Origin of the sequence: Actinotalea sp. Marseille-Q4924, from assembly GCF_916618755.1 — a bacterium.
Lineage (GTDB): Bacteria > Actinomycetota > Actinomycetes > Actinomycetales > Cellulomonadaceae > Actinotalea.
The window spans coordinates 1-16,790 of the sequence record NZ_CAKAKB010000003.1 but is presented as its reverse complement, the minus strand read 5'-3'; the positions used below and the strand labels follow the sequence as shown (position 1 = coordinate 16,790).

The following is a 16,790-nucleotide window of genomic DNA, read 5'->3' as shown; positions in this document are numbered from 1 at the left end:
GGTGTCCCGGCCACCCGCCGGCGCGGGCCGGTGCGGTCAGGTGGCGTCGGGGTCGAAGGGCGGGGGCACGTACGCGTCACCGGCTCCCTCGGCGTCCGCACCCGCCACGTCGCCGGCCGCTGACGTCCGCGCCCGGCCGGCCGCCGCGACCCCGACGGCACCGGCCGCGCCGGCGGCGCCGGACGGGCTCACCCGGCGCGTCGCACCGCTGGTGTACCGGCGACCCAGGACGGGTGGCGGCTCGTCGTCCAGGAGCGCCTCCCGGACGATGCGCCGCGGGTCGTACCGGCGCGGGTCCAGCTGCGACCAGTCGACGTCCGCGCCCTCCTCGCCCATCTCCTCGGCGACCCGCTCCTTGGCGGTCCGCACGAAGCCGCGCAGCTGGCGGACCCAGCCGCCGAGCTGCTCGGCGTACCGGGGCAGGCGCTCGGGGCCGACGACGACGAGCGCCACCAGCAGGAGGACGAGGACCTCGCCGCCGTTGATCCCGAACACGCCGTCATGCTAACCGCGCGGGCCGACGTCCGGACCGGGGTCCGCCCGGACGCTCAGCCGCGGTTCACTCGCTGGCGACCTCGTCCAGGACGACGCGCACCTCGCGCTCCTCCTCGCCGCTGCGCACCGTGAGGGTCACCGCGTCGCCGGGCGCCCGGGCGCGGATGGCGACGATGAGCTCGTCGCTGGCGGTGACGGGCCGGCCGTCGATCTCGAGGATCACGTCGCCCGGCCGGATCCCGGCGCGGTCCGCCGGCCCGTCGGGGGTCACGGGCTGACCGAGATCCGGCTGCGGCTCGGTCGCCACGCGCACGCCCTCGCCGTCGTAGGTGCCGTCGAGGAGCACGCCGATCACCGGGTAGGTCGCGCGCCCGGTCTCGATGAGCTCCTCCGCGGTGCGGCGCGCCTGGTTGGACGGGATCGCGAAGCCGAGGCCGATGCTGCCGCCCGCCGCACCGAGACCGGGCGGCTGGGCGATGGCGGAGTTGATCCCGACGACCTGGCCGTCGGCGTCGACCAGCGGCCCGCCGGAGTTGCCCGGGTTGATGGCCGCGTCCGTCTGGATCGCGTTGATGAAGGCCGTCTCGTCCTGGTTGCCCGCGGTGACCGGACGGTTGAGCGCGCTGACGATACCCGTGGTGACCGTGCTCTGCAGGCCCAGCGGGGCGCCGATGGCGATGACGGGGTCACCGACGACGACGGCGTCGGAGTCGGCCAGCGCCAGGGGCGTCAGGCCGGTCCGGTCGACGCGGATCACCGCGAGGTCGTACTCAGGGGTGCGCCCGACGATCTCGGCGGGTTCCTCGCTGCCGTCCGCGAAGACGACGACGACCTGGCCGCCGCCGCCGTCGGCCGCGGACACGACATGGCTGTTGGTGAGGATGTAGCCGTCCTCCCGCAGCACGAACCCCGACCCGGTCCCCGCGCCCTCGGGCCCACGGACCTCGATCGCCACGACGCTCGGGAGCACGGCGGCCGCGATCCCCGCCACCCCCGTCAGCTCGCCGGAGGCGGGGTCACGCTCGACGGAGACCGGCAGCGAGCCGTCCGGGCGTCGGGTCTCCTCCTGCTGGGCGACCACCTGCTGCGCCCCCCAGCCGCCGAGCGCACCGGCGACCAGCGACAGCAGCACGAGCGCGACGACCCACCCGGCGCCGAGGCGCGACCGGCGCTCCCGCCGGGCGGGCACCGGACGGCCCCAGCTGTCGACACCACCCGGGCCGGCCGGGTACCCCGGGCCGTCCGCGCCCCGGTAGGGACCCGTGCCCGCCGTGGCCCACGGCGCCGGCGATCCCGACGACCCCGGACGCTGCGGGCCCTCCGACGCCGGCCGTGGCGGGGCCTGGGTGGTGCCCGGCCCGGTCGACGACCACGTGGCGCCGCGGGACCAGACGTCCCCGCCGCGGGACGCACGTGCGCCGTGGGGAGCCGCGGGACGGTCCGAGGGCGCGCCGACGGAGGCGCCTCCGGGGACCTGCCCGGGCGGCAGCGCGCCGCGGGGAGGCTGCCCCGTGGCGTGGCCCGTGGGTGGGCGGCGGGGCCTCGGGCGGGTTCGCCGCGCCCTGGAAGCCGACCTCCGGCGCGGCGAAGGGGTTGTCGCGGGGGTCGGTCACGGGACCCATGATCCCGTGAGCGTGTCCCAGCCGCGCGACAGCCGGGCGCCCACCCCGTCGTCGTACGCGGCCGCGGGGTGCGCGGCGACGAGCTCCTGCACGTCGGCCGTCGGGGCGTCGGCGACCACGGTCACCACGGAGTCGCCGGACTGCCAGACGACGTACCAGGGGTCGTTGCAGACGACGCGGACGGAGCGGCCGCCGACGTCGACGACGGGCATGTCGCGGACGGCGTCCGGGTGGAGCCGCCCGTGCTCCTGCACCACCACGACCGGACCGCTGGGCCCCACGAGGTCCAGCTCGAGGCTCCCGGGCCCGCCGCTGTCCAGCCGCAGCCCGGTGACACGGACGGTCTCGGGCAGCGCGACCGGGCTGGCCCACCCGTGGTCGGCCATCCACGTGAGGACCTCCTGGTGCGCGTCCTCGCCGGTGAGCGACACGTCGGTCGCGACGGAGCTCGGTCCGAGCGCGCCCGCGGCGTCCTGGTCGGCGAGCGGCTCGACGGCCCCCGCGCCCAGCGCTCCTGCGGTCCGGCCCGGCCAGCGCCGGGACACCGCGGCGGCGCCCGCCGATCCGCCCGCGTCCGGCCCGTCGGCCTCCGGCCGTGCCGCCGGCCCGGTGGGCCCCGACGCCTCGGCCAGGGGGGCATCGGGCGCGGCGGCGAGGAGCGCCATGGCGTAGGACCGCTGGGTCTCGGGCACGACCGCCGGCCCGCCGCCCAGCGCGGCGAGGCCCCCGACGAAGGCGGCGACGCACCCCCCGGCCGCCACGACGACGGAACGCGGGAGGCGCCGGTGGACGACGTCGCCCTGCAGGCAGCCGCGCGGGACCCGCAGCGGCTCGTGCCCCGGCAGCGGCACGGAGCCCGAGAAGCCCACCACGGGACGGGGCGGCTGCTGCGGCGCGGGACGACCCGGGATTCGGTCACGGGCGCTCGGGCCGCCGAGCGCGAGGAGCCGCGCGGTGAGGTCCGGCGCGGGCGGCACGTCGCCCGCCGACCACAGCGCCGCCCGTGCCGCACGCGCCGACCGGAGCTCCTCCGCGCAGGCGGCGCACGCCGCCACGTGCTCCAGCACCCGCTCCGCGGCGGCCGGCGGCAGCTGCCCGTCCACGAGGGCGCTGAGCTGGCTCCCCAGGTGGCTCATCGTGCTGACGGCACCTCCGCGCGGCCTGCGCCGCCGTCGACCGCCGCGGGGGCGCGGTGCGCGAGCGACTCGCGCAGCTGCGCGCGGGCGCGGTGGATGCGCGAGCGCACCGTCCCCAGCTTGATGTTGAGCGTGACCGCGATCTCCTCGTAGGAGAGACCCTCGATGTCGCACAGCACGACGGCGGCGCGGTACTCGGGAGAGAGCGCGTCGAGCGCCCGCTGCACGTCCTGGTCGAGGTTGGCGTGCTCGAACCCGCGCTCCGGGGTGCCCAGCCCCGCCGGACCGACGACGTCGCCGGCGTCCTCCCCGAGCGGGTCCATGCGGATCCGGCGGCGGCGGCGCACCTGGTCCAGGAAGAGGTTGGTGGTGATGCGGTGGAGCCAGCCCTCGAAGGTGCCGGGCGTATAGGTGGACAGGAAGCGGAAGACGCGGACGAACGTCTCCTGGGTGAGGTCCTCGGCGTCGTGCTGGTTGCCGGTCAGCCGGTAGGCGAGGCGGTACACCCGGGCGGAGTGCTCCGCCACGATCGCCTCCCAGGTGGGCGGGGCCTCGCCCGGGGCCCGTTCGGGCGCCGGGCTGTCCGGAGCGGCGTGGGCGAGCGAGGCGGAGGGCGTGCCGGACGGCGTGCTCGCGGCTGCGCCGGCGGGCACGCCGTCGGCCGTGCCCTCGTCGCGCCGCCACCGCAGCCCTGTCCGCACCCGACCCTCCGTCCCGACCCGATCCCCCACGCGTCCGCCGTCCGCCCCCATGGGCACCGTGCACCGTCGCGGTGCCGCGGCAGGCTCCCAGCATGACGGCTCACCCTGGCAACCACCTGAACGGTCCGGCGGCACGAGCGCCGTCGGACCGGGAACGTGCGGGACGGCCACCGCGTTCCCGGGCGGGCCGCGCCGGTCGCGCGTCCCGGGCGGGCGGCGCCCCGAGCGGTAGCATCGCGCAGGCGCCCGCTCACCTGCCGCGAGGCGTCGCCTCGACCTCCGGAGGACACCATCACACCCGACAAGTCCGTCAGCTGGGCCTACAGCGAGGACTTCCTGCCGTCCGACGACGCGCTGCTCCGCGCAGCCGACCGTGCCGCCCAGCTCGGCGTCCCGGCCGTCTCACCCGGACAGGGCGCGGTCCTGCGCCTCGTGGCGGCGGCCCTGCGCGCCGGTGCGGTCGTCGAGGTCGGCACGGGCACGGGTGTCTCCGGGCTGTGGCTCCTGCGGGGCATGGCGCCCGACGGCGTGCTCACGACGATCGACACGGAGGCGGAGCACCAGCGCGCCGCCAAGCAGACGTTCGCGGACGCCGGTGTGCGGCCGACCCGCGTCCGCACCATCACCGGGCGCGCGCTCGACGTCCTGCCGCGCCTCACCGACGGCGGCTACGACCTCGTCCTGCTCGACGGCGACCCGCTCGAGGCGGCGGCGACCGTCCAGCACGCCCTGCGCCTGCTCCGGCCGGGCGGCGTCGTCGCCCTGGCGCACGCGCTGCACGAGGACCGCGTGCCGGACCCGGCCCGCCGCGACGAGGTGACGACGGCCCTGCGCGAGGTCACCCGATCCCTCCGTGACGACGATCGCGTCGTCCCCGCGATGCTCCCGAGCGGCGACGGCCTGCTCCTCGCCGCCCGCGTCTGACCTCGCGGGTCACGGCTCACCCGAGGCGCGTCAGCCACTCCAGGATCGCGCGGGCGCCGAACCCGGTCGCGCCCTCGGGCACGTCGTCCTTGGTCGAGGTCGACCGCGCCGGCCCGGCGATGTCGAGGTGCACCCAGCGACGTGCGCCCGCGAACCGCTCGAGGAACAGCGCCGCGGTGATCGACCCCGCGCCGACCCAGCCGTCGCCGGGCACGTGGCGCACGTCGGCGACGTCGGAGTGCAGCGCGGCGCGGTAGTCGGCGACCAGCGGCATCCGCCACAGCGGCTCCCCCGCCACGGCGCCGGCCTCCTCGAAGGCCCGCGCCAGGGCGTCGTCGTGCGTGTAGAGCGCACCGTGCCCTCGGCCCAGCCCGAGCGTCGCGGCGCCGGTCAGCGTCGCGACGTCCACCAGCACGTCCGGGTCGAGCGCGGCGTCGGCGTACGCGAGGCCGTCCGCCAGGACCATGCGGCCCTCCGCGTCGGTGTTCGCGATCTCGACCGTCGTGCCACCGAACGTGGTGACCACGTCGCCCGGCCGCCACGAGGCGGCGCCGACGGCGTTCTCCGCGAGCGGCAGCACCGCCGTCACCCGGTGGTCCAGCGCGGCCTCCGCCGCACCGAGGACCGTGGCGAGGGCGACGGCCGCGCCGGTCATGTCGGTCTTCATCGGGACCATGGCCTCGCGCGGCTTGATCGACAGGCCGCCGGTGTCGTAGGTGATCCCCTTGCCTACCACGACGACGTGCCGCGGCGGCACACCCGACGTGGTCGGGGCGGGCTCGTAGCGGACGACGACGAGCCGCGGCTCGGAGGCGGACCCGCGCCCGACGGCCAGCACGCCGCCGAAGCCGCGGCTCCCGAGCTCGTCCACGCCGAGGACCTCGACCGAGAGACCCGCGGCCTCCCCCATCTCGACGGCCCGCTCGGCCATCCAGGCGGGGCTCTTCACCGAGGAGGGCACGGCGCTGAGTGCCCGGGCGACCCACGAGGCCCGTACGAGCCGCCGCGCGTCGGTGACGGCCGCGGGGTCGTGGTCGCCCAGGAGGACCAGCTCCTCGGCCGGGGCGTCCTCCCGATCGGCCCCCCCGCTGGGCGACGATGCCGCGCTCGGGTGCCGGTAGGCGCCGAGCAGGTAGCCCTCCGCGAGCGCACGGACGCCGCCCGGACCGGCGTCGGAGCCGACGGTCGTGACGACGCGACGCCGGCGCCGCGTGGCCTTGGCGATCGCCGCGCCGGCGCGGCGCAGGTCCGCGGGGGTGCCGGCGCCGACACCCACGACGACGAGCCTCGAGGGCAGGCCCGCCCACGGCAGGTCCGGCGTCCCGGCGATCGCCCGCGGCAGCGTCACGACGTGCAGCTGTCCCGGCCTGCCGTCCGCCGCGAGGGCGTCGGTCAGCTGGGCGAGGTCGAGGCCGTAGCGCACGGCCGCGTCGACCGTGCCCACCCGGGGCTGCACGCCCTCGTCCTCGTCGCCGGGCGGCGCCACGGGCAGCACGAGGGCATCCACCCCGTCGTCGGCGAGCAGCGATGACGACGAGACGTCGCCCGCGACCACGCTGATCGTGGGGAAGCGGTCCAGGAGGTCGCCGACCTCGAACGCGGCTGCGCCAGGTCGGGGTGCGTCGGGTCCTCGGCGGCCTGCGGGTGGCCGGCGGCGGGGGGCCGCTGCGGCGGTCGTCACCGCGGGCGTCAGCTGACGACGGAGGTCAGCGCCTCACCCAGCTCGCTCGCCTCGGTCGCGTTGAGCTCGACGACCAGACGACCGCCCCCCTCGAGCGGGACGCGCATGACGATGCCGCGGCCCTCCTTCGTGACCTCGAGCGGACCGTCACCCGTCCTCGGCTTCATGGCGGCCATGGATGGCTCCCTCTTCCCGTGCGTCGCCTGCCGCACCGGCCGTCTCCGGCCCTGCGGGACCGGACGTCCCGTGCGGTCGTCCGGGGGAAGTCTAGTTCACCCGTCCGCTCCGCCGGTCCCCCGCACGCGCGCGACCTGCGACGCCGTCGCGCCGGACGTCACGGGGGCCAGCCGGACGGCGGCACGAGACGCCACAGGAGCCAGACCCACAGGACCTGGCCGAGCAGGCCGACGAGCACCAGGGCGCCCACCGCGACGGTGCGCCGGGCCCGGCCGCCACGGGCCAGGGCCGCCGACGACGCCGCGGCGGCCGCCGGGAAGGCGAGGAGGCTGAAGCGGACGAGGCTGGTGCCCGGCTCGAGCACCACGACGAGGTAGCCGGCGTAGCCCGCGACCCACGCCCACGCCTCGGGCCCGAGCGCCCGCAGCCGCGGCCACACCGCGAGCGCCACGAGCGCCAGGGCGGCGACCGTGAGGAGGGCGGGCGCGGCGTCCTCCACGAGGAAGCGGGCGACGTCCCACCACGGCAGGAGCGGGACGACGGCGCCGCGGCCGCGCCAGGCGCCCTGCGTGAGGGCGTAGGCGTCGGGCTCCCCGGTGGCGAGCCCGACGACCGTCGGCCACAGCAGCCCCGACGCCGGCGTGAGGAGCGCGGCGAGCGCGAGCAGGGCGCGGTCCGCCCGGGGGAAGACGTCGTCGCGCCGGCGCGCCCGGTCCACCACGTGCGCGAGGACGACGACGGTCATCGGCAGGGCGACCGCACGGGTCAGCCCGAGCAGAGGGACGAGCAGCAGCACGAGGCCGTAGCGACGACGCACCAGGGCCAGCAGGGTCGCCGCGACGAGGAGCAGGGCGAGGGACTCCGTGTAGGCGGCCTGCAGGACCGGTGAGGCCGGGTGGGTGGCGACGACGGCGACGGTCACGATCGGCAGGGCCGAGGACCCGGCCGGCGGTCCCGTGCCGGTCCCGGAGGCGCCGGAGCGGTCGAGGAACGCCTGGACCGCCCGGTGCACCACCAGGAGCCCGACCACCCCAAGCACGGTGGCGAGCGCCGGCGCCGCCACCGACCAGGGGACGCCCAGCGCGAGCAGCGGACGGACCAGCAGCGGGAACAGCGGGAAGAAGGCCCAGGCGTTCTGGAGGACCGCGCCGTCGGCGCCGCGCGGCAGCGCCTCGGGGTAGCCCTGCTCGGCGATCTCCCGGTACCACGAGGCGTCCCAGAACAGCCCCACGTACTCCGTGTAGGACGGCGCCGCCCCGGCCCAGGGCGTCGCCGCCTGCTGCCGTGCCACCACGAGGAGCACCACCGCCGACGCCGCGCGGGCGGCGACGGCGACGAGGAGGACCTGGAGCCACCACGGCCAGGAGCGGGGCGCCACCGGCGCCGTCAGACGAGCCCGCGGGTCGTGCGGGCCGGAGGACGCTCGCCCCGCAGCACGCCGACCATCTCCAGCGTCCGGCGCGTGGCCCGGACGTCGTGCGCCCGGAACACGGTCGCGCCCTGCCACGCGGCGACGACCGTCGCGGCGAGGGTGCCTTCGAGCCGGTCGTCGACCGGCAGGCCGAGGGACTCCCCCACGAAGTCCTTCCGGCTCAGGGCCATGAGCACCGGGTGGCCGAGCTCGACCAGCCGACGGGCGCGCCGGGTGAGGTGCAGGGAGTGCCAGGTCGTCTTGCCGAAGTCGTGCGTCGGGTCGACGAGGACCGACCGCGGGTCGACACCGGCGTCCACCGCGCGGCGCGCGGCGGCGCGCAGCGTCGCCAGGACGTCGAGCAGGACGCCGTCGAGCGGGTCCGCGCCGGGCGCGGCCGGGTGCTCGGGCCGCAGCCCCTCCGGCAGGGGGTAGCGCGGCCGCCAGGGGTCCGTGCGCGGCGGCAGGCCGCCGGTGTGGGAGCACACGATCCCGACCCCGTGACGGCCGGCGACCTCGACCAGCCGCGGGTCGTGCCCGGCCCACGTGTCGTTGATGAGGTCCGCGCCCGCGTCCACGACGGCCTCCGCCACCTCGGCGCGCCAGGTGTCCACGCTGATCGGCAGGTCGGGGAAGGCGTCCCGCACGAGCCGGACCAGGGGCAGCACGCGACGGACCTCCTCCTCGACCGGGACGACCGGCCCCCGCCCGGCCCGCACCCCGCCGATGTCGACGAGGTCGGCGCCCTCCTCGACGGCGCGCGCGACGGCCGCGAGCGCGGCGTCGTCGTCGGCGGCCCGTGCCGCGGCGTAGAAGGAGTCGGGGGTCCGGTTGACGACCGCCATGACCGCGCCGCGGTCCGCCGCGAGCACGCGCCCCCGCAGCACCAGGGGGACGCCGGCGGGCGGGACGTCGGCACGGGGCGACGCCGCGTCGGGGGCGGTGGGGGCGGGCTCGCTCACGCCGCCATCATCGACCATGCGGGCGGGGACGCCGGGACGCGCGAGGGCCCGGGGGCTCCGCGTCCCGGCGTGCGCACACCGAGCTGGCCGTGCCGGCGCGGGTCAGCGACCGCGAGCCGACCGGGAGGCGCGCTCCGCCTCCTTCTCGGCCGCTGCGTTGGCCCGGACCGCCTCCTCCTCGGCGAGCAGCGCCTCGCTGCGCTCCTGGACGCGCGCGACCGCCTCCTGCGCGGTGTCGACGATCTCGAGCAGGTCGAGGTCCACGGCGTCGATCGCGCCACGGGAGAGGACCTCTCCCCCGAGCCAGTCGATGAGGCCCTGCCAGTACGAGCGCCCCACCAGCACGATGGGGAACCCCGTCACCTTGTGGGTCTGCACGAGCGTGAGCGACTCGAACAGCTCGTCGAACGTGCCGAAGCCACCCGGCAGGACGACGAAGCCCTGGGAGTACTTCACGAAGCAGGTCTTGCGGGCGAAGAAGTAGCGGAAGTTGACGCCGAGGTCGACCCAGTCGTTCATGCCCTGCTCGAACGGGAGCTCGATCCCGAGGCCCACGGACAGCCCGCCGCCCTCGCACGCGCCCCGGTTGGCGGCCTCCATGATCCCCGGTCCACCGCCGGTGATGACGGCGAACCCGGCCTCGGCGAGCCCGCGGCCCACGGCGCGCCCCGTCTCGTAGTCCGGGGCGTCCGGCCTGGTCCGCGCGGAGCCGAAGACGCTCACGGCCCGGCCGACCTCGGCCAGGGCTCCGAAGCCCTCGACGAACTCGCTGGTGATCCGCATGACGCGCCAGGGGTCCATGTGCACCCAGTCCGCGTCGCCGCCCTGGGCCAGCAGCCGCTGGTCGCTGGTGGAGCCGGGGATCTGGCCACGGCGCAGCAGCACGGGCCCGCGGCGGTACCCGTTCCCGTTCGTGTGCCCGTTCCCCCTGCCACCGCGGCCGTTGCCGGTCGCGCCCTGCCTGCCGTCGCCGTTCGTGCCTCCGACGCCCTGCGTCGGCTCGTCCGTGCTGCTGTCGTCCATGGTGGCGAGCCTACGAGCACGTCCCCGCGCGGGCATCGCAGGACGCGCCTCGCGCGCAGCGCTGCGCGACTCAGGCGTGCGGGTCCGTGAGCCACGTCCGCAGCGCGTCGAGGCACGTGGTGAGGTCGGCGACGGGACACCGCTCGTCGTCGGCGTGCGCCAGCGACGGGTCACCCGGTCCGAAGTTCACCGCCGGGACGCCCAGCTCGGCGAAGCGCGCGACGTCGGTCCAGCCCACCTTGGCCGCGGGCGCCCGGCCCGTGAGCCGCTGCACCGTCGACGCCATCGCGGCGGCCGCAGGGTGGTCCAGGCCGGGGCGGGCGCCGGGCGCGGCGTCGGTCACCTCGACCTGCACGCCCGGGATGCCGACGCCGTCCACCAGCTCGCGCACGTGCGCCTCCGCCTCCTGCGGCGACCGGGACGGCGCGAACCGGTAGTTGACCGTGACGACGCAACGGTCCGGCACCACGTTGGTCGCGACGCCACCCGTGATGAGGACCGCGCCGAGCGACTCGCGGTACGTGAGGCCGTCGACCCCGACCTCCCGCGCGGTGTACGCGGCGAGGGCCTGCAGCAGCGGGGCCGCCGCGTGGACCGCGTTGACGCCGCGCCAGGCGCGGGCGGAGTGCGCTGCCCGCCCGGGGACCGTCACCTCGACGCGGAGCGTGCCGTTGCAGCCGCCCTCGATCGCGCCCGACGTCGGCTCGCAGAGCACGGCCATGTCGGCCCGCAGCCAGTCGGGGTGGTGGCGGACCAGCCGTCCGAGGCCGTTGAGCTCCGACGCCACCTCCTCGTGGTCGTAGAAGACCCACGTGACGTCGCGGACCGGCTCCGTGACGGCCGCGGCGCACGCCAGCTGCACCGCCACGCCGCCCTTCATGTCGACCGTCCCCCGGCCCCAGAGCTCGGCCGTCGCACCCTCCCCCTCGACCCACGTCGGCAGGTTCCCGGCGACCGGGACGGTGTCGAGGTGGCCCGCGACGACGACGCGCTCGGGGCGCCCCAGCGTCGTCCGCGCCATCACGGCGTCCCCGTCGCGCAGCACCTCCAGGTGCGGCAGGCGCCGCAGCGCCGCCTCGACGAGGTCCGCGACGGCCGTCTCCGTGCCGCTCACCGACGGCACGTCGCACAGCGCCCGCGTCAGCGTGAGGACGTCGGTGGACAGGTCGAGCGCGGGCGTCGTCGGGGGTGCGGCGTTCACACGATGACCCTATCCACGGCGCCCCGACGGGCTCGCCTACCCTTCGACATCATGACCGCGCGCACTGCCTGGGGCCACGGCCTCGCCACCACGACCCTGCCCGACGGCCCCGACGGCCGACCCACCGTGCTCGACGTCTGGTACCCCGCCCCGGCCCTGGGCGAGCCGGACGGCTCGGAGGCGCCCGCCGATCTCGTCGCGGCCGCCGTTGACGACCCCGCGCGCGGCGTGCGGACCGTCGTGGTGACGACCCGCGTCGACCTCGACGCCCCGCCGGCCGACACCGCGGACGCGTACCTGCGGCTGCACCTCCTCTCGCACCGCCTCGTCCAGCCGCACGGGCTCGAGCTCGACGGCATCTTCGCCGTCCTGCCGAACGTGGTCTGGACCGACCGGGGACCGTGCGCCGTCGAGGGCTTCGAGGCCACGCGCCTGCGGCTGCGCGCCACGCACGGGGTCGCACCGACCGTCCTGGGCGTGGACAAGTTCCCGCGGATGGTCGACTACGTCGTCCCGTCCGGTGTCCGCATCGCCGACGCCGACCGGGTGCGGCTGGGTGCGCACCTCGCCCCGGGCACGACGGTGATGCACGAGGGCTTCGTGAACTTCAACGCCGGCACCCTGGGCACGTCGATGATCGAGGGACGCGTGTCGTCGGGCGTCGTCGTCGGTGACGGCAGCGACATCGGCGGCGGTGCCTCGATCATGGGCACGCTCTCCGGCGGCGGCAGGGTCGTCATCTCCGTCGGGCGGCGGTCGCTCCTGGGGGCCAACGCCGGTCTGGGGATCCCGCTCGGCGACGACTGCGTCGTCGAGGCGGGTCTGTACCTCACCGCCGGCACGAAGGTCACCGTGGCCGGCGACGACGACGGGGCCACCCGCGTCGTGGCCGCGCGCGAGCTCGCCGGGCAGGACGGGCTGCTCTTCCGCCGGAACTCCGTCTCGGGCGCCGTCGAGGTGCACGCGCGCAGCGGCGGCGGCATCGAGCTCAACGCCGCGCTGCACGCCAACTGAGGGCGTGACGCCGTCGTGAGCCGACCCCCGTCCCGGCAGACCCGGCAGCGGCCCGGTGCCCGGCGCGCCGTCGGCGGACTGCTCCTCACCGTCCTGGCCGTGGGCGCCGCCGGGCTGGGGGTGGCCGCCGTCCTCGAGCGGCTCGACGTCGGACCGGTGACCCCGGTGCGGTGCGCCGCCGAGCAGGACGGGACCCGCTGGTACCTCGAGCCGGACCAGGCCGAGACGGCCGCCCTCCTGTCGGCGACGACGGTGCACCGCGGGATGCCGGCGCGGGCCGCGACGATCGCGCTCGCGACCGGGCTGCAGGAGTCCAAGCTCCGCAACATCGACTACGGCGACCGGGACTCCGTGGGGATCTTCCAGCAGCGGCCGTCGCAGGGCTGGGGCACCGTCGAGCAGATCCTGGACCCCGTCTACTCCACCAACACCTTCCTCGACGCCCTGGCGCGGGTGGACGGGTACGAGGAGCTCGAGATCACCGTGGCGGCGCAGCGGGTCCAGCGGTCGGGCTTCCCGGACGCCTACGCCCAGCACGAGACCCGCTCGCGGGCGTGGGCGTCGGGGCTCACGGGCTGGAGCGCGGCGACGGTGACGTGCGACCTGCGCGAGCCCGAGGGGTCCGGGGACCCGGCGCAGCTCACCGCCCGGGTCCAGCGCGACTTCGCGGGGACGGTCGCAGCGACGGTGGACGCCACGGGCGCCGTCGTCCTCGACGGCGCGTCCCTGCCCGGCGGCGACCCCGCCCGCTCCGGGTGGGCGGTCGCGCACTGGGCGGTCGCCGTCGCCGAGCCGCACCACGTGGTGGGGGTCGAGCACGCCGACCGGCGCTGGGACCGCGCCGAGGGCGCCTGGGGACCGGCGCGCGAGCCCGTCCCGGCGGGTCAGGTCCGGGTGACGCTCGCGGACTGAGCGTCACGCCGGCGCACTGGCGCCCGCTCGCGCGTGCGTGGCCGGTCCCGCACGCCGGGGACGGCCGGTCCGCTCAGCGCTGGTCGACCGGGGCGACGTCGCGCGTCGTCGGGCCGGTGTAGACCTGCCGGGGACGGCCGATCTTCGTGCTCGGGTCGTTCATCATCTCGCGCCACTGCGCGATCCACCCGGGCATGCGGCCCACCGCGAACAGCGGGGTGAACATGCTCGTGGGGAAGCCCATCGCCTTGTAGATGAGTCCGGTGTAGAAGTCGACGTTGGGGTAGAGCTTCCGCTCGATGAAGTACTCGTCGTTGAGCGCGATCTCCTCCAGGCGCATCGCGATGTCGAGCATCTCGTCACGCTTGCCCAGCGCCGACAGGACCTCGTCCGCCGCCTTCTTCACGATCGCCGCGCGGGGGTCGTAGTTCTTGTACACCCGGTGGCCGAAGCCCATGAGGCGGACGCCCTGCTCCTTGTTCTTCACCCGGCGCATGAACTCCGTCGCGTCGCCGCCGGACTGCTGGATCTCGGTGAGCATCTGCAGGACGGCCTCGTTCGCGCCGCCGTGGAGCGGTCCGCTGAGCGCGTTGACGCCGGCCGAGACCGACGCGTAGAGGTTCGCGTGGCTCGACCCGACGATCCGCACTGTCGACGTCGAGCAGTTCTGCTCGTGGTCCGCGTGCAGGATGAGGAGCAGGTCCAGCGCCTTGACCATGGTCTCGTCCGGCTCCCAGACGGTGCCGTTCGGCTGGAAGGCCATGCGCAGGAAGTCGGCGACGTAGCCCCGGCCCTGGTCCGGGCCGATCATCTCCTGGCCCAGGGCCCGGCGGTGCGCGTACGCCGCGATGGTCGGGGCCTTGGCCAGGAGCAGCACGGTCGCCAGCTCGACGGTGGCGGGGTCGAACGGGTCCACGCTCTCGGGGTAGTACCCCGGCAGCGCCGACACGGCGCTCGACAGGACCGCCATCGGGTGCGCGGTCTCGGGGAACGCGCCGATGAGGGCCTTGAAGTTGTCGTGCAGGTGGGTGTGCCGCTCGACGCGCTCCGTGAAGGCCGACAGCTGCTCCGCCGTCGGGAGCTCCCCATGGGTGAGCAGGTAGGCGACCTCGAGGAAGGAGGAGCGCTCCGCGAGCTGCTCGATCGGGTAGCCGCGGTACAGCAGCACGCCCTCGTCACCGTCGATGTACGTGATCGCCGACTCGCACGAGGCGGTGTTCATGAAGCCGGGGTCCACGGTGACGAGCCCCGTCTCCTTGAGCATCGACGAGACGACGACACCGTCGTTGCCCATGCTCGCGGGACGGACCGGCAGCTCGAGCGAGCGGTCACCGACACGGAGCTCCACCGGGGTGGTCGCAGTCTGGGTCATGCTTCCTCCTTGCAGCAGACCCAGCGCGAGGATGTCGGCGGGTCCGGACGTGCGTTGGGGCGTCGTCGGCCACGGTAAGAGTACGTTCGGCAGGACGGGTTGCGAAAACCCAACGAGGGTTCAAGGTCCCTGGGGGGACGTGATCCCGCTCACACGGATTCGACCCAAGTACCGGTCAAGCAGCAGGCGCAGGGGACCAAGGGAGCGTCAAACCTGCCCGTGACGCAGGCCATTCATGGGACGAGGGATCCGCGCCGTCGGCCCTCGCAAGCGCGGGCGGCACTCGCGGACGAGCCGGTCCTAGGCGCCCTCGAGCCGGGCGGCCGCGCGGACGACGTCCTCGTCCGAGGCGGTCAGCGCCACCCGGACGTGGCGCGCCGCCGCCGGCCCGTAGAAGGAGCCCGGCGCCACGAGGATGCCCTGGTCGGCGAGGTCCCCGACGGTGGCCCAGCAGTCCTGGCCGGCACCCGCCGCCCGGGCCCAGAGGTACAGGCCGGCGGGCGAGCCGTCCACCTCCAGCCCGGCGGCCTCCAGCCCGCGCAGCAGCGCGGCCCGCCGGCGCCGGTAGCGCTCGCGCTGCTGGGCGACGTGCTCGTCGTCGGCGAGGGCCGTCGCCATCGCCGCCTGGACCGGGGCGGGGACGATCATGCCCGCGTGCTTGCGGATCTCCAGCAGCCGCCGCACCAGGGCCGGGTCGCCGGCGACGAACGCCGCCCGGTACCCGGCCAGGTTGGACTGCTTGGACAGCGAGTGGACGGCGAGGAGGCCGCGCACGTCACCGTCGGTCACCGCCGGGTCCAGCACGCTGGGCACGCCCCGCGTCACCCACGGCTCCGCCCACGGCAGCAGCGCGTAGCACTCGTCGCTCGCCACGACGGCGCCGATCCGACGCGCGGCGGCGACCGCCCGGCGCAGGTCCTCGACGCCGAGGACCTCACCGGTGGGGTTGGAGGGCGAGTTGAGCCAGACCAGCCGGACGTCGTCACGCCGCTCCCACACCGAGACGTCGTCGGCGGGGAGGGGGGTGGCGCCGGCGAGGCGGGCGCCGACGTCGTACGTCGGGTACGCGCACTCCGGGTGGACGACGACGTCGCCCTCGCCGAGCCCCAGCAGGGACGGCAGCCAGGCGACGAGCTCCTTGGAGCCCACGGTGGGCAGGACCGCGTCGGGGTCCAGCCCGGGCACGCCACGGCGTCGCGCGAACCAGTCCACGACGGCCTCGCGCAGCGCTGCGGTCCCGTGCGTCGTGGGGTAGCCCGGCGCGTCGGCGGCGGCCGCCAGCGCCTCGCGCACCAATGCCGGCGTGGGGTCGACGGGCGTGCCCACGGACAGGTCGACGAGACCGTCCGGATGGCGCCGGGCGCGGTCCTTGAACGGGACGAGCGTGTCCCAGGGGAAGTCCGGCAGCCCGCCGGTCAGCAGACCCACCTCAGGCCGCCCGGCCGGCGCCACGCCCCGGCGCCGCGACGGGGGCCGAGGGCGCCGAGCGCGTCACGCGCCGTTCTGGGGCGGCAGCGCCGCGATGATGGCGTGGTCCCGGTCGATCTCGCCGAGCTTCGCCGCGCCGCCCGGGGACCCGAGGACGTCGAAGAACTCGACGTTCGCCGTGTAGTACTCGCTCCACTGCGCGGGGACGTCGTCCTCGTAGTAGATCGCCTCGACCGGGCACACCGGCTCGCACGCCCCGCAGTCTACGCACTCGTCCGGGTGGATGTAGAGCGAGCGCTTCCCCTCGTAGATGCAGTCGACGGGACACTCCTCGATGCAGGCCTTGTCCTTGACGTCCACACACGGCTGGGCGATCACGTAGGTCACGGGTGGCGATCCCTTCGACTGGCGTCGGGTACTGGCTGGCCTGCGGCTGCGCCGTCCGCCGCCGCAGCGCGGGCGCGCCCACCTAGTATCCCTCAGGTGATGGAGGAGTCCGCACGTCGACCGGCGTGGACCACCTGGCCGGTGGGCGTCCGCGTGGTGGTGCGGCGACGGCTCGCCGAGGGCGGCCTGTCTGACGTGCTCGGGGACCTGCTGGGGACCGGGCCCCACGGCGTGCGCATCCGGACCCGTCGCGGCGAGGTCGACGTGCCCGCCGCCGACATCGTGCTCGGCAGGATCGTCCCGCCGGCGCCGCCGCCCCGCCGGCGCCGTCAGCCCTAACGCGG

17 protein-coding genes are annotated in these 16,790 nt (G+C 76.2%); 4 read left to right on the top strand and 13 right to left on the bottom strand.

Annotated features, from left to right (window positions below):
• Nucleotides 1-36: 36 nt before the first annotated feature.
• From LG379_RS06740 to sigE, 4 genes are all read right to left on the bottom strand, one after another.
• Nucleotides 37-495: a twin-arginine translocase TatA/TatE family subunit gene (locus LG379_RS06740; RefSeq protein WP_225753831.1), complete on the bottom strand. Its 459-nt coding sequence runs from the start codon at nt 493-495 to the stop codon at nt 37-39.
• A gap of 64 nt (nt 496-559) precedes the next feature.
• Complete coding sequence (locus tag LG379_RS06735; RefSeq protein ID WP_225753830.1) at nt 560-1,684, bottom strand: S1C family serine protease; 1,125 nt, start codon at nt 1,682-1,684, stop codon at nt 560-562.
• A gap of 420 nt (nt 1,685-2,104) precedes the next feature.
• Nucleotides 2,105-3,253 carry a zf-HC2 domain-containing protein gene (locus LG379_RS06730; protein ID WP_225753829.1) on the bottom strand — a complete coding sequence of 383 codons (1,149 nt, stop codon included), beginning with the start codon at nt 3,251-3,253 and terminating at the stop codon, nt 2,105-2,107.
• Nucleotides 3,250-3,954, bottom strand: a complete 705-nt coding sequence (sigE, locus tag LG379_RS06725) for an RNA polymerase sigma factor SigE (RefSeq protein ID WP_255632895.1) — start codon at nt 3,952-3,954, stop codon at nt 3,250-3,252. Before sigE ends, LG379_RS06730 begins: the two co-directional genes overlap by 4 nt.
• 291 nt (nt 3,955-4,245) lie before the next feature.
• Here sigE and LG379_RS06720 point away from each other — a divergent pair, with 291 nt between their 5' ends.
• Entirely contained in the window at nt 4,246-4,878 is a 633-nt protein-coding gene (locus tag LG379_RS06720) for an O-methyltransferase (protein ID WP_225754879.1), read from the top strand.
• Between the two features lie 16 nt (nt 4,879-4,894).
• Here the strand turns inward: LG379_RS06720 and LG379_RS06715 are convergent, their stop codons facing one another.
• The 6 genes from LG379_RS06715 to dapE form a co-directional block, all read right to left on the bottom strand.
• On the bottom strand, nt 4,895-6,559 hold the full coding sequence (locus LG379_RS06715) for a M17 family metallopeptidase (RefSeq protein WP_225753828.1): 1,665 nt from the start codon (nt 6,557-6,559) through the stop codon (nt 4,895-4,897).
• An 8-nt stretch (nt 6,560-6,567) separates the two neighbouring features.
• On the bottom strand, nt 6,568-6,735 hold the full coding sequence (locus LG379_RS06710; RefSeq protein WP_081802811.1) for a DUF3117 domain-containing protein: 168 nt from the start codon (nt 6,733-6,735) through the stop codon (nt 6,568-6,570).
• 158 nt (nt 6,736-6,893) lie between these two features.
• Entirely contained in the window at nt 6,894-8,114 is a 1,221-nt protein-coding gene (locus LG379_RS06705; protein WP_225753827.1) for a hypothetical protein, read from the bottom strand.
• 8 nt (nt 8,115-8,122) lie between these two features.
• Entirely contained in the window at nt 8,123-9,109 is a 987-nt protein-coding gene (gene folP / locus LG379_RS06700; RefSeq protein ID WP_225753826.1) for a dihydropteroate synthase, read from the bottom strand.
• Nucleotides 9,110-9,211: 102 nt separating this feature from the next.
• On the bottom strand, nt 9,212-10,132 hold the full coding sequence (locus tag LG379_RS06695) for a TIGR00730 family Rossman fold protein (RefSeq protein WP_225753825.1): 921 nt from the start codon (nt 10,130-10,132) through the stop codon (nt 9,212-9,214).
• Between the two features lie 70 nt (nt 10,133-10,202).
• On the bottom strand, nt 10,203-11,333 hold the full coding sequence (gene dapE / locus LG379_RS06690) for a succinyl-diaminopimelate desuccinylase (protein WP_225753824.1): 1,131 nt from the start codon (nt 11,331-11,333) through the stop codon (nt 10,203-10,205).
• 51 nt (nt 11,334-11,384) lie between these two features.
• Between dapE and dapD the strand changes: the two genes are divergently transcribed.
• Together dapD and LG379_RS06680 are read left to right on the top strand one after the other, a co-directional pair.
• Nucleotides 11,385-12,347 (top strand): 2,3,4,5-tetrahydropyridine-2,6-dicarboxylate N-succinyltransferase, encoded by a 963-nt coding sequence (gene dapD, locus LG379_RS06685; RefSeq protein ID WP_225753823.1) that lies wholly within the window; start codon nt 11,385-11,387, stop codon nt 12,345-12,347.
• Between the two features lie 15 nt (nt 12,348-12,362).
• Complete coding sequence (locus tag LG379_RS06680) at nt 12,363-13,259, top strand: hypothetical protein (RefSeq protein ID WP_225753822.1); 897 nt, start codon at nt 12,363-12,365, stop codon at nt 13,257-13,259.
• Nucleotides 13,260-13,332: 73 nt separating this feature from the next.
• On the opposite strand, the gene LG379_RS06675 is transcribed toward LG379_RS06680, so the two are convergent.
• The 3 genes from LG379_RS06675 to fdxA form a co-directional block, all read right to left on the bottom strand.
• Nucleotides 13,333-14,631, bottom strand: a complete 1,299-nt coding sequence (locus LG379_RS06675; protein WP_225753821.1) for a citrate synthase — start codon at nt 14,629-14,631, stop codon at nt 13,333-13,335.
• 300 nt (nt 14,632-14,931) lie between these two features.
• Nucleotides 14,932-16,059, bottom strand: a complete 1,128-nt coding sequence (gene dapC, locus LG379_RS06670; RefSeq protein WP_225753820.1) for a succinyldiaminopimelate transaminase — start codon at nt 16,057-16,059, stop codon at nt 14,932-14,934.
• A gap of 63 nt (nt 16,060-16,122) precedes the next feature.
• Complete coding sequence (gene fdxA, locus LG379_RS06665) at nt 16,123-16,446, bottom strand: ferredoxin (protein ID WP_225753819.1); 324 nt, start codon at nt 16,444-16,446, stop codon at nt 16,123-16,125.
• Nucleotides 16,447-16,545: 99 nt separating this feature from the next.
• On the opposite strand from fdxA, the gene LG379_RS06660 reads away from it, so the two are divergent.
• A complete protein-coding gene (locus LG379_RS06660) occupies nt 16,546-16,785 on the top strand; it encodes a hypothetical protein (RefSeq protein ID WP_225753818.1) in 240 nt (79 codons plus the stop codon).
• The last annotated feature ends 5 nt before the right edge of the window (nt 16,786-16,790 follow it).